The 11,561-nt window shown below is 46.4% G+C and carries 13 protein-coding genes; all 13 read left to right on the top strand.

Going from position 1 to position 11,561, the window contains the following annotated elements; genetic code table 11:
- The first annotated feature begins 10 nt into the window (after nt 1–10).
- Nucleotides 11–1,555 (top strand): chemotaxis protein CheB, encoded by a 1,545-nt coding sequence (locus MHB46_RS04475; protein WP_341163684.1) that lies wholly within the window; start codon nt 11–13, stop codon nt 1,553–1,555.
- Nucleotides 1,556–1,588: 33 nt separating this feature from the next.
- Nucleotides 1,589–3,685 (top strand): chemotaxis protein CheA, encoded by a 2,097-nt coding sequence (locus tag MHB46_RS04470; RefSeq protein ID WP_061829450.1) that lies wholly within the window; start codon nt 1,589–1,591, stop codon nt 3,683–3,685.
- A 62-nt stretch (nt 3,686–3,747) separates the two neighbouring features.
- Nucleotides 3,748–4,209 (top strand): chemotaxis protein CheW, encoded by a 462-nt coding sequence (locus tag MHB46_RS04465; protein ID WP_007430046.1) that lies wholly within the window; start codon nt 3,748–3,750, stop codon nt 4,207–4,209.
- A 3-nt stretch (nt 4,210–4,212) separates the two neighbouring features.
- Nucleotides 4,213–4,839, top strand: coding sequence for a chemotaxis protein CheC (locus MHB46_RS04460; RefSeq protein ID WP_023988204.1), 627 nt, complete (start codon nt 4,213–4,215; stop codon nt 4,837–4,839).
- Nucleotides 4,832–5,329: a chemotaxis protein CheD gene (locus tag MHB46_RS04455; RefSeq protein WP_010346358.1), complete on the top strand. Its 498-nt coding sequence runs from the start codon at nt 4,832–4,834 to the stop codon at nt 5,327–5,329. Before MHB46_RS04460 ends, MHB46_RS04455 begins: the two co-directional genes overlap by 8 nt.
- Before the next feature lie 2 nt (nt 5,330–5,331).
- Nucleotides 5,332–5,745, top strand: a complete 414-nt coding sequence (locus tag MHB46_RS04450; RefSeq protein WP_341161707.1) for a hypothetical protein — start codon at nt 5,332–5,334, stop codon at nt 5,743–5,745.
- Between the two features lie 14 nt (nt 5,746–5,759).
- Nucleotides 5,760–6,548, top strand: a complete 789-nt coding sequence (locus MHB46_RS04445; RefSeq protein ID WP_013309911.1) for a FliA/WhiG family RNA polymerase sigma factor — start codon at nt 5,760–5,762, stop codon at nt 6,546–6,548.
- Between the two features lie 44 nt (nt 6,549–6,592).
- Nucleotides 6,593–8,002 (top strand): DUF342 domain-containing protein, encoded by a 1,410-nt coding sequence (locus tag MHB46_RS04440; RefSeq protein WP_341161706.1) that lies wholly within the window; start codon nt 6,593–6,595, stop codon nt 8,000–8,002.
- A gap of 79 nt (nt 8,003–8,081) precedes the next feature.
- Nucleotides 8,082–8,402, top strand: a complete 321-nt coding sequence (locus MHB46_RS04435) for a hypothetical protein (protein ID WP_165175642.1) — start codon at nt 8,082–8,084, stop codon at nt 8,400–8,402.
- 41 nt (nt 8,403–8,443) lie between these two features.
- Nucleotides 8,444–9,076: a hypothetical protein gene (locus MHB46_RS04430; RefSeq protein ID WP_165175640.1), complete on the top strand. Its 633-nt coding sequence runs from the start codon at nt 8,444–8,446 to the stop codon at nt 9,074–9,076.
- Nucleotides 9,073–9,720, top strand: a complete 648-nt coding sequence (locus MHB46_RS04425) for an endolytic transglycosylase MltG (RefSeq protein ID WP_341161705.1) — start codon at nt 9,073–9,075, stop codon at nt 9,718–9,720. Before MHB46_RS04430 ends, MHB46_RS04425 begins: the two co-directional genes overlap by 4 nt.
- A 254-nt stretch (nt 9,721–9,974) precedes the next feature.
- A complete protein-coding gene (gene rpsB, locus MHB46_RS04420; protein ID WP_013309916.1) occupies nt 9,975–10,673 on the top strand; it encodes a 30S ribosomal protein S2 in 699 nt (232 codons plus the stop codon).
- A gap of 131 nt (nt 10,674–10,804) precedes the next feature.
- Nucleotides 10,805–11,455 (top strand): translation elongation factor Ts, encoded by a 651-nt coding sequence (gene tsf / locus MHB46_RS04415; protein WP_013309917.1) that lies wholly within the window; start codon nt 10,805–10,807, stop codon nt 11,453–11,455.
- Nucleotides 11,456–11,561 lie beyond the last annotated feature (106 nt).

The following is an 11,561-nucleotide window of genomic DNA, read 5'->3' as shown; positions in this document are numbered from 1 at the left end:
GGTGTTTAACATGTGTGCTTACCGGGTGCTGGTTGTAGATGATTCGGCCTTTATGCGCAAAATTATTACAGATTTAATTGTAAGGGATGAGTCGTTCAACATCGTAGGTACAGCCGCCAATGGCAAAGAGGCTGTAGAGAAAGTGAAGGAATTGCAGCCCGATTTGGTCACCATGGATGTCGAGATGCCTGAAATGAATGGTCTTGAAGCATTGCCATTGATTATGGCAGCCCATCCGCTACCTGTTATTATGCTGTCAGGCATTAATGAACAAGGCATGAAGGAGACCATCATGGCTTTGGAGGCAGGAGCTTTCGATTTTATAAGAAAGCCTTCCATTGCTCATGCGCAAGATATCGAGCAAGTGAGCAAGGCGCTGCTGGAACAGATGCACACTGCTATGCAAGCAGTGCGGAGCCGCCTGGAGCGCAAGGAAGCTAATGAGCGCAAAGCTGCATTGGAACAAGCGAAAAAAGTGCCACAGGAAAAGCCTACAGGACAGGCGGTGACTGAGAAACGAGCAGGCAGTCAAGCTTCGACAGACAAGCCTCCGGTTGTTCCGCTTGCTCCTTCACCTGCTGTATCAACTCAGCCGAAGCGTGATGCTGGCAAGTCCGTCCCGGCAGCAGCCAAGCAGGAAACGAAACGACAACAGTCTGGAACATCTGTTACGGCGGGGCGCATAGAACAGCCAGCTGCTCAGCCAAGCAAGTCAGTCCAAGCATTTACTGTTCAAAAGAAGGAAGACTTGTCCAAGGGGATGGGACGAACACCAGGGAAACTAAACAGTTCTAATACGGCCGCTGACAAATCGCTGCATGGTAAGGATAAAGCAGGGCTGGTTAAGCCGGAGCCCCGTAAGACGGTGAGTTCATCAGCTACGCCTATTCCAGCGGCTGCTACGCCTCCAGTAACGGCACCTACAGTTCCTGCCGCACCTAAAGGATTTTCTCTTAAAAAAGGTGTGCATACGTCCAGCTTTCGCAAACTGGTGGCGGTGGGATGTTCTACGGGCGGTCCGCGGGCGCTTAAGACGCTGTTGGAACGCATTCCTGGTGATTTTCCTGCTCCAATAGTTATCGTTCAGCATATGCCGCCAAACTTCACTCGTTCGCTGGCACAACGCTTGAACACGTTAAGTCCACTCCGAGTTGTGGAGGCTGAGCAGGGAATGACGCTGGAGACTGGAACGGCCTACATTGCCCCAGGGGGATATCAACTAAGAATTGTGCCAGGAGCCGGTGGTAAATACACTGTGTCACTGAAGATGGAGGAAGCTCGCAATGGTCACCGTCCTTCCGTAGATACGATGTTTGAATCGTTGCTCTCGTTAACCTCGTTGGAGCGGCATCTAGTATTGCTCACTGGAATGGGGAGCGATGGGGCCAAAATGATGAAAAAGCTTTATGATGCTGGGGTACAATCCACATTTGCTGAAAATGAGGAAACTTGTGTAGTGTACGGAATGCCCCGCTCAGCAGTAGAGTTAAAATGTGTGCGTCACCTTCTGCCAATGCAGGAGATCGCCCCCAAGCTTGTACAAGTTGTGAAATAATCGGAGTGTAACTCATGGAGGAGGTGTCTCACAATGGACATGAACCAATATTTAAACATGTTTATTGATGAGTCGAATGATCATCTGCAATCTCTTAACGAAAAAATGCTTCAACTGGAAAGCAATCCAACCGATCTAGGCATCGTTCAGGTGATTTTCCGTTCTGCCCATACCCTCAAAGGAATGGCTGCTACGATGGGATTTGAAGACCTAGCATCGCTAACTCACCAAATGGAAAACGTTCTTGATCTGGTACGTAACAACAAGCTGGCGATGCATGAATTTATATTCGATACCTTATTTAAAGGATTGGATGCTTTGGAGTCCATGGTGCAGCACATTACAGAGGGAGGCGACGGGAAAGCGGATGTCTCCTCTATTGTATCTTCACTACAATCCATCGTGAGTGGGGATTTCCAAAAGTCCGGCACAAATGCTGCCACTGAGGAGTCTCCATCTAAAAAAGTGGACAAAAACGATAGTGCTGGGCTTGTCTTGGATCAGTTCCAGTATTCTGTACTGGAGCAATCTATTTCTGAAGGACATCGTGTTCACTATATACAGGTAACAATCAGCTCAGAGAGCCAGTTGAAAGCGGCACGTGCCTTTATGGTGTTCAACACGCTGGAAAACTCTGGTGAAATCGTCAAGGCCTATCCGTCGGTACAGGATATTGAGCAGGAGAAATTCGAGCAAAGCTTCTCGTTATATTACATAACGCAGAAAGAAGTTGGGGAGCTGGAAAAGGAAATCGCGGGTATCTCTGAAATTGACACTGTCTCAGTGGTACAACTAGATCAGGAATCGCTTAAACAAATGAGCGAAGTTACTGCTGGACTGGCTGAGGCTGCTGCGGTGCAGGAAGCACCTGTTGCCGTGCAACCACCTGCTCCATCCCAGCCGCAGTCTCCAGCTGCGGCCTCTGTGGCTAAGCCAGCAGCAGGTAAAGCACCAGCAGCTAAGGCAGCTGCACCTACGCATAACCGTACGATTCGCGTAGATATTGAACGCCTGGATGTGCTTATGAACTTATTTAGCGAGTTGCTCATTGACCGTGTGCGGTTAGAGCAGTTGGCAAGTGAAGCTTCCAATCCAGCACTGACAGAAACGGTAGAGCACATGAGTCGTGTGAGCAGCGATTTGCAAAACGTCGTTCTTAAATTGCGGATGGTACCAGTAGATACTGTTTTCAATCGTTTCCCGCGTATGGTGCGCGATCTGGCCAAATCGCTAGATAAAAAACTTGATTTGGTTATTACTGGAGCAGAGACTGAAATGGACCGCACTGTTATCGACGAAATTGGCGATCCTCTGGTGCATTTGCTTCGGAACTCCGTGGACCATGGCATTGAGTCGGTAGCCGACCGGATTGCAGCTGGTAAACCTGAGACAGGAACGGTTCACTTGCGTGCTTTCCATAGCGGAAATAACGTATTCATCGAGATTGAAGATGACGGAAATGGTATTAATCGCGATAAGGTACTAAACAGTGCTATTTCTAAAGGGATTTTGACGGCAGAGCAAGCAGCGGTCATGACCGACGAGGAAGCCTATCAGGTATTGTTTGCTCCGGGCTTCAGTACAGCTGCAGTCATTTCAGACGTATCAGGACGTGGTGTCGGTTTGGACGTTGTTAAATCCAAAATCACCGCTTTGGGTGGCAATGTTACGGTTCACTCTACACTGGGCCAAGGCACTAATTTCTCTGTGCAATTGCCGCTGACCCTATCCATTATTGCAGCCATGATGATACAGATCGGTTCTGAAAAATATGCGATTCCATTGTCATCCATTGTGGAGACTGCGATCGTCAAGCGGACACAAATTCGTTCAGTACATGGCAATAAAATGATTGCTTTCCGCGATTCTCATATCCCGCTCATCTCCTTGAGTCAGCTGTTCGAGGTACCGGACTTCAATGAAGATGAAGAAGAAGAGACAGAGGTCGTGGTCATCCGCAAGGGAGACCGTCTGGCAGCTCTTTCCGTACAGGACTTTTTGGGACAAAGTGAAATTGTCCTTAAAAATTTGGGCAAATACCTTCCAAACATCCAAGGAATTTCAGGCGCCACGATTCTGGGTGACGGTCAGGTTGCTTTGATCATCGACCCGAATGTTTTCATTAAATAATGTCTTCATCAAAAATGAAAGAAATGTGAAGTTGCTGACATCAATAAGGAGGGTTTTTAGACATGGGAGAAGAAATTAAAGTTATCGTATTTAAGCTTGGTGAAGAGGAATACGGTGTTGAAGTAGAAAAAGTCCAATCTATTGAACGCATGGTGCCGATTACACGGGTTCCAAGAACCTACGATTTTGTTAAAGGCGTATTCAACATGAGAGGCGTAGTCATTCCGGTTATTGATCTTCGTGGCCGGTTTGGATTACCTGAAGCTGAATATACCGATCAAACTCGCATCATTATCGTTGCAGTGGGTGAAATGCAAGTCGGCTTTATCGTTGACTCAGCGAATGACGTTATTGACCTGAATACTGACAATATTGAGACACCACCGGAAGTGATTGGTGGAGTTAAGGCTAAATACCTTCGTGGAGTTGCTAAGATTGGTGAAGAGCGCTTGTTGATTATGCTGAACTTGTCTGAAGTCCTGAATCGTAGCGAGATGAACCAACTGGAAGGCTTAGAGGATTAACATATGGAAAATCTAGGAAATCTTGAAGACTTCAAGTTGGATGTGTTGAAAGAAGTCGGCAACATTGGCTCGGGGAACGCTGCTACAGCGCTCTCCCGGCTTCTCAATAAACCGGTGGATATGGGTGTGCCCAAAGTACAAATGCTGCCCTTTGAGGAAATTGCCGAGAAAGTCGGCGGCTATGAGCAACTTGTTGTTGCCATATTTTTTAGGGTAGAAGGGGAAGCCCCCGGGAATCTATTCTTCATATTGCAGCCTCAGGCGGCAAAAAGCTTACTTTCCCGTTTGGCAAATATTCCTTCAGATGACGAGGACAGTTTTAACGAAATGGAGCACTCAGCCCTGTCGGAGATCGGAAACATTTTAGCAGGCTCATATTTGTCTTCGCTGGCAGACTTTACGCGTTTATCTATGTATCCAACAGTCCCTGCGCTGGCGTTGGACATGGCAGGAGCAATTCTCAGCTATGGACTGCTGCAGTTTGGGCAGATGGGGGATGCTGCATTATTGATTGACACATCGTTTCTGGAAGGGCAGAATCAGATAGAGGGTCAATTTTTCCTGATTCCTGATCCAGAATCGTTCGGGAAAATCTTTAGGTCGTTAGGAGTCCCGATGAACGATGATTGAGGATAAAAGCATCATTAAAGTCGGTATGGCTGACTTAAATGTTACCAGTAACCCGAACTCGATTCGCACGACAGGACTCGGTTCTTGCGTCGGATTGACTCTCTACGATCCTCACTTGAAACTGGCAGGTATGGCACATGTGATGCTACCATCCTCGGATATTGCACGTGAAGGGCAACTGAATATTGCTAAATACGCCGATACGGCGCTGCCCGAGTTATTTGAGCGGATGCTGAAATTGGGTGCTGAACGACGCAGACTGATTGCCAAAATGGCAGGGGGAGCGCAGATGTTCGCCTTTGCCGGTAGTGGAGATACCATGCGCATTGGTCCACGCAATGTAGAATCATGCAAAGAGATGCTCGTAGATCTCGGTATTCCCTTGATTGCGGAGGACACAGGCGGCAATTATGGACGAACGATTGAGTTGGACTCTGAAACTGGCGTTTTGAATATTCGAAGCGTACAAAAAGGTGTAAAGGAATTATAAACATGTTATTTGGCAGCTTACGCATTAATCTTTGGTCTGGAGTAGTCGGATTTATTCTGACTTTTGTGTTGTCCGTTGGCAGCAATCTGCTGACCACGAGCTTAATTCGTGGCTTGATCGCCTTCGTTTTTTGGTTCCTACTTGCATTTGTGCTGCGCTGGACACTAGGTGTTGTAGCGCGGCCAGATCTGGGGAATGCCCAAAGCCGGGCAAGCTCTCAGCTAGATGGCGTAGGGGGGAATCTGGACTTGACGACACCAGACGAGAATGAAAACCTGAATGAATTGCTGAAACCGAAACCAGATCAGACGGACGAAGGGAACAATGGTTTCGCGCCTTTAAACCCACCTAAGCTGGTTTCCAACAAGGACCCTGAAGAATTGGCCAAGGCCGTTCGTCACCTGACAGACAAATAAGGAGGGTGAAGCCGATGAACGAGCGTAAAGCCGCTCATTTAAACCATTCCGAACTATGGGAGCAATGGAAAGAACACGGTGACAAGGAAGCAAAAAAACAGTTAATTGAAAAGTATCTCCATATTGTGGAATATGTTTCGGGCCGCCTTGCAGTAGGCTTGCCCAAAAATGTATCCAAGGATGATCTGGCGAGTAACGGCGTTATGGGTTTGATTGACGCTTTAGAGAAATTTGACTATGAGCGTGGTTTGCAGTTTGAGACTTATGCTTCTTGGCGTGTTCGCGGAGCGATTTTGGATGGTCTTCGTCAAGGGGATTGGGTTCCTCGTTCAGTTAGGGAAAAAGCAAAAAAAATCGAGGATGCCTACCAGCATCTGGAACAAAGATATTTACGCACGGTAAGCGACGAAGAGATGAGCCATTATTTGGACGTTTCTGAAAAAGAGTTTCAAAATATGATCCAGGAAGTTGCCGTTATGTCGATTGTCTCACTGGAGGACCCGATCCGTGAAGAGGAATCGGAAACACGGCTTTCCCTTTTGGTGGACGAGAAGGCGAAAAATCCGGATCATAAGGTCAATGAATTTACACTTCGTGATGCCCTTGCACAAGGCATTGATAAATTGACTGAAAAAGAACGTATCGTTGTTTCTTTATTGTATTACGAGGATTTGTCACTCAGTGAAATCGCTGAGGTCATGTCGCTATCTCCATCGCGAATTTCACAGTTGCATTCCAAAGCAATATTACGTCTGAGAGCGACATTGGACAAACAGCGGGATTTGCTAATGCGTAAAGATTAACGTACGGGAGGTTACAGTAACAGTTAGACGGAAGGAGCACCCTTGTGGAGAAGCAATATGCTTTGGACCAGTATTTAAAAGTGGTTGTCTCACCTGACAAACAAACAGCCTACTTGGAGTTTGCCAAACGTGAAGAAGGTTTTGCCTGTTCTGTGGAAGAATTAGAGCGTTTTCTAAGCAACCAAAAAATATCCTACGGTTTAATGACCGATGCGATTCGCGTATTTGCGGCAAATCCGGAAGATCATTTCTTCGGAAAATTACTGATTGCTCAGGGAAAGCAGCCGATCCATGGCACAGACGGAAAAATTAATCTGGCTGATATTGTGACTGGGGAAGATGCGCATAAGCCACTTGAAACCGTAGATGGACGGGTGGATTATAAAGAACTAACTCGTTTAAGAAATGTAAAACGTGGACAATTGATTGCCGAACGAGTTGATCCTCTGCCGGGTGTACCGGGGATTGCTGTAACCGGAGAGGAAATTCCTTTTCTTCCAGGTAGAGAGGCGCGTTTTAAAGTTGGAAAAAATGTAGTGATCCATCCGGAAGGTGTTGCCATGTATGCGGCTATTGACGGACTGGTGACTACGACTGAAAAGGGCAAGCTTAATGTGTTCCCCGTATATGAAGTGAACGGGGACGTCGATTATAGTGTCGGTAACATTGATTTTGTTGGAACCGTCGTCATTCGTGGGAATGTCTTGACAGGGTTTCGCGTTCGGGCGGCTGGCGACATTCGTGTCATCGGTGGTGTGGAAGGCGCTGAAATTGAGGCGGAAGGTTCAGTGGATATCAGTGGCGGTATTATCGGATACCATAAGGGGTTCGTGAAAGCTGCACAAAATGTCAAATGCTCATTCATACAAGATGGTAACGTGATTGCGGGAGGCGATATACTTGTATCCCAGAGCATCTTGCATTCCCAGATTAAAGCGAGTGTAAATGTACTCTGCGAGGGGACCAAAGGGCTTATCGTAGGTGGCAGTGTACAAGCTGGTAAAAAGGTAGTGGCTCGTACCATCGGTAATACGATGTCCACAGCTACTGTTATCGAAGTGGGTGTGCTTCCCGAACTGCGCGATGAACTGACAGAACTCCGCGCACGTTTGAAGCAGCAGACAGACAGTCAGGATAAAACGAATAAGGCTCTTACCATATTGGATCAGCTTGCCGCTGCCGGACAGCTTGCACCTGAAAGAATGGCTATGCGAATCAAGCTGACGTCTACTAAAAAATCTAATGAACAGGAGCTTTTGGAAACCAAGTCCAGAATGCTTGAAATTGAACGAACATTAGAGGATACGAGCCGGGCACGGGTAGAAGTTAAAAATGTGATTTACGGTGGCTCTAAAATAGTTATCGGCAGATATACAAAATTTATTAAAGATTCAGTGGAAAGAATGGCGTTTTATTATCATGAGGGAGACATCAGCATGTCCTCCTACGTGTAATTCAGCACACTGTTAATCATTTAACATTGTATTCCTTGAAAGACAGATACGGATGCCCAATCGGAAAGGGTGTGGTCCAATGAGCTTGAAGGCTGTTGAATTGCAAATTGCCGTACCTCGCACCAGTGAAGCAGGAAAATACCAAAGTGAGTCCCAGCAGCGGCCAATGAATGACCAAGCATTGCTTGGACAAAAGGCCGCGCTGGAGACAGAGAACATGCGTCAGCGAAGCAGTGCCATAGATCAGTCTGCAGAAACATTCGTCGGTGAGCGGCAAACGGGAGGACAGAGCAGAGATTCTTCCCAGCAGAGCCGTTCCCAATCAGATGAGACTGAGGTGCCTAAGGAGCATCCGGCAGAGCATCCGTACAAGGGACACCATATTGATTTTTCGCTCTGATCCGACAGGTGGAGAAGCGTTATTAAAGGAGACGATGGGCAGTGGATCAACCATGGATTTATATTGTTCTGCTGGGCGCTGCAGCTGTTGTCTACGCCTGGCTTCTGCCTAAGCGTCAGCCAGGCCGGGGAACAGAAGAGGCCGTCGTTCAAAAGGTCGAGGCCACATTGGAGCAGTATATGGCCGATATTGAAAACGACAATGACGAGCTGATTGAGCTCGTATCTGGTATGAAGCAGGAGCATACAGTTAAACAGGCGGCATTACAGGAACAAGTAGCTGAGCTTCGGAACCGTATCGTGGAGCTTGAGCGCCAGGCTATGTTTGCTACTGTTTCTATGCAAACCGAGCCTGTATCTAAGGAAATACAACATACAGTAACTTCTCATCAGGCAGCGGTTGCTTACGGTCAATTTCAAAGTCCGCAACCTGGAGTGTCTGTACAGAAAGGCTATTCTGATTCAGAAGCTCCTCTCGTAACTATGGAGGAGCAGACAGTATTGCAAGACCCTGAAACTGAGCAGGAAGTAGAGTCCATCCGTGATCGTTATCAAGAGTTGTTTGCGCTGCATGAGCAAGGCAAGTCGTTGGATTATATAGCCAAGCAATCAGGCATCCAGCGGGGGGAAGTACAGCTTATATTGCAACTCGCGGAGCGGGAGGATGTAATGTGATCAAAAACCGTTCATTTATGCTAGGCATGGGTGCGGGCCTTATAACGGGGGCATTGCTGTTGCAACTGGCAATGATCGGTCAGGGACAATCGCAGCAATCTTCAACAGACCCAAAAAACATGACGCGAGAGCAATTAGAAAAGGCAGCTGCCGAATTAAATCTTCAGATCAGTGACAGTTCTGATCCGAAAATGACAGAAGAGGAATGGCGTAATAAGGTGATCAAGGAAGGCAACAAAACTCCGGTTGCACCCCAAAAGGCTAAACCAGCTCAAACGCCGTCAACACCAAAGGTACCTGCAAATAGCACATCCTCGGCGGCTTCTAAACCTTCGACCAGCGCATCGGTTCCACAAAGTCCGAATAAGCCGCAAACTCAAAGGTCTGGCACTACAACGACTCCCAACATCCCCAAGCAGCCTGCCACCCCACAAGTGCAGTATAGCATTGCATCGGGAAGCAATTTGAGAAGTGTGGCATTAGGATTGCAACGGGCAGGGGTTGTGTCGGATGCTAGTGCATTTGAGGCAGCAGCTAAGGCCGAAAAAATCAATACCAAAATTCGTACGGGTACCTATCAGTTTGCTAAAGGTGAGGATTTCAGTTCTATTATTACTAAAATTACGAAAAAGCCGTCCAACTGACCAGACCGGGAAGTGGACGGCTTTTATTTCATGCTGACAAGTTCGATAAGAGGCGTAAAACGTCACATTTTGCGTTGTTCCAACTATTGTCGAAAAGTTGGTTGCAACGATGCAAGTGTTATGGTATATTAATTGACGGTGTTAAAAACGCACGTCGGTTAATTTTATAGAGGGTGCTTTCCAATGGAAAGTCTTTATGAAAAATGATGTCGGCGGAGGACACACAAAAAACCAAACTTAGGAGGTGCGTGAAGATGGCAGTAATCTCCATGAAACAGCTTTTGGAAGCTGGGGTTCACTTTGGTCACCAAACACGTCGCTGGAACCCGAAAATGGATCGTTATATCTTCACTGAAAGAAACGGTATTTACATCATTGACTTGCAAAAGACAGTGAAAAAGGTTGAGGAAGCTTACAACTTCGTAAAAAGCATTGCAGCTGAGAATGGTACAATTCTGTTCGTAGGCACGAAGAAACAAGCACAAGATTCCGTTAAAGAAGAAGCAGCACGCGCTGGTCAATTCTACATTAACCAACGTTGGTTGGGTGGTACGCTGACTAACTTCCAAACGATTCAAAAACGTATTGACCGTTTGAAACAACTGGAAGCTTGGGAAGAAGACGGTACATTTGCAGTTCTTCCTAAAAAAGAAGTTATCATTCTTCGCAAAGAAAAAGATCGTCTTGAAAAATTCTTGGGCGGTATCAAAAACATGAAGGGCCTTCCGAGTGCTCTGTTCATCATTGATCCACGCAAAGAACGTATCGCGGTTGCTGAAGCTCGCAAATTGGGTATCCCAATCGTAGGTATCGTTGATACAAACTGCGACCCAGACGAAATCGACTATGTTATCCCAGGTAATGACGACGCAATCCGCGCTGTTAAATTGCTGACAGGTAAAATGGCTGATGCAGTTATGGAAGCAAACCAAGGCGAAGAAACTACAGCATAACATTTCCATTAGGAAATAACTATATGAATTAAATGAAAAGGGTGGTTGGCAGGTGTATAACCTCTCACTACCCTTTTTTTAAGGAATAAAGCACGGTATACCACTGAAAATCAAATTTGGAGGGAAATAATATGGCAGTTAATGCTAGCGCAGTAAAAGAGCTTCGTGAAAAAACAGGCGCAGGAATGCTGGATTGTAAAAAAGCGCTTGAAGAAGCAAACGGTGATTTGACAAAAGCGGTTGAAGTTCTGCGCGAAAAAGGACTTGCAGCTGCAGCCAACAAAGCAGGTCGTATTGCTACTGAAGGTGTTGTTGAATCCTACATTCATGCTGGCGGCCGTATCGGCGTACTGGTAGAAGTAAACTGCGAAACAGACTTCGTAGCTAAAACAGACCAGTTCAGAGATTTTGTACGCGACATTGCAATGCATATCGCTGCATCGAACCCTCGTTATGTTCGTCGTGAAGAAGTGCCACAGGAAGAAATCGAAAAAGAAAAAGAAATCCTGAAAGCACAAGCTCTGAACGAAGGTAAACCAGAGAAAATCGTTGAAAAAATGGTTGAAGGCCGCATTGGTAAGTTCTATGAGGAGTTCTGCTTGTTGGAGCAATCTTTCATCAAAGATCCAGACAAAACAATCTCCACGCTTATCAACGAAAAAATCAGTACAATTGGCGAAAACATCTCTCTGCGTCGCTTTGTTCGTTTTGAACTGGGTGAAGGTCTGGAGAAAAAAGAAGATAACTTCTACGAAGAAGTTATGTCTCAAGTGAAACAATAATTACCAACGAACGGTAATTGCATATGGAAAAAACGGAAATGGAACACATCAGTGTTCCTTTTCTTGCAACAGGACACCTATCCTGTTACATAAAGTATAAATGATA

The sequence above is a fragment of the Paenibacillus sp. FSL H7-0703 genome (genome assembly GCF_038003485.1).
Classification (GTDB): domain Bacteria; phylum Bacillota; class Bacilli; order Paenibacillales; family Paenibacillaceae; genus Paenibacillus; species Paenibacillus polymyxa_B.
This window is presented reverse-complemented; position numbering and strand designations above follow the sequence as displayed.

Coding starts and splice junctions, on each gene's coding strand:
- MHB46_RS04475 (WP_341163684.1), top strand. CDS start 11: ATGTGTGCTTACCGGGTGCTGGTTGTAGATGATTCGGCCTTTATGCGC.
- MHB46_RS04470 (WP_061829450.1), top strand. CDS start 1,589: ATGGACATGAACCAATATTTAAACATGTTTATTGATGAGTCGAATGAT.
- MHB46_RS04465 (WP_007430046.1), top strand. CDS start 3,748: ATGGGAGAAGAAATTAAAGTTATCGTATTTAAGCTTGGTGAAGAGGAA.
- MHB46_RS04460 (WP_023988204.1), top strand. CDS start 4,213: ATGGAAAATCTAGGAAATCTTGAAGACTTCAAGTTGGATGTGTTGAAA.
- MHB46_RS04455 (WP_010346358.1), top strand. CDS start 4,832: ATGATTGAGGATAAAAGCATCATTAAAGTCGGTATGGCTGACTTAAAT.
- MHB46_RS04450 (WP_341161707.1), top strand. CDS start 5,332: ATGTTATTTGGCAGCTTACGCATTAATCTTTGGTCTGGAGTAGTCGGA.
- MHB46_RS04445 (WP_013309911.1), top strand. CDS start 5,760: ATGAACGAGCGTAAAGCCGCTCATTTAAACCATTCCGAACTATGGGAG.
- MHB46_RS04435 (WP_165175642.1), top strand. CDS start 8,082: ATGAGCTTGAAGGCTGTTGAATTGCAAATTGCCGTACCTCGCACCAGT.
- rpsB (WP_013309916.1), top strand. CDS start 9,975: ATGGCAGTAATCTCCATGAAACAGCTTTTGGAAGCTGGGGTTCACTTT.
- tsf (WP_013309917.1), top strand. CDS start 10,805: ATGGCAGTTAATGCTAGCGCAGTAAAAGAGCTTCGTGAAAAAACAGGC.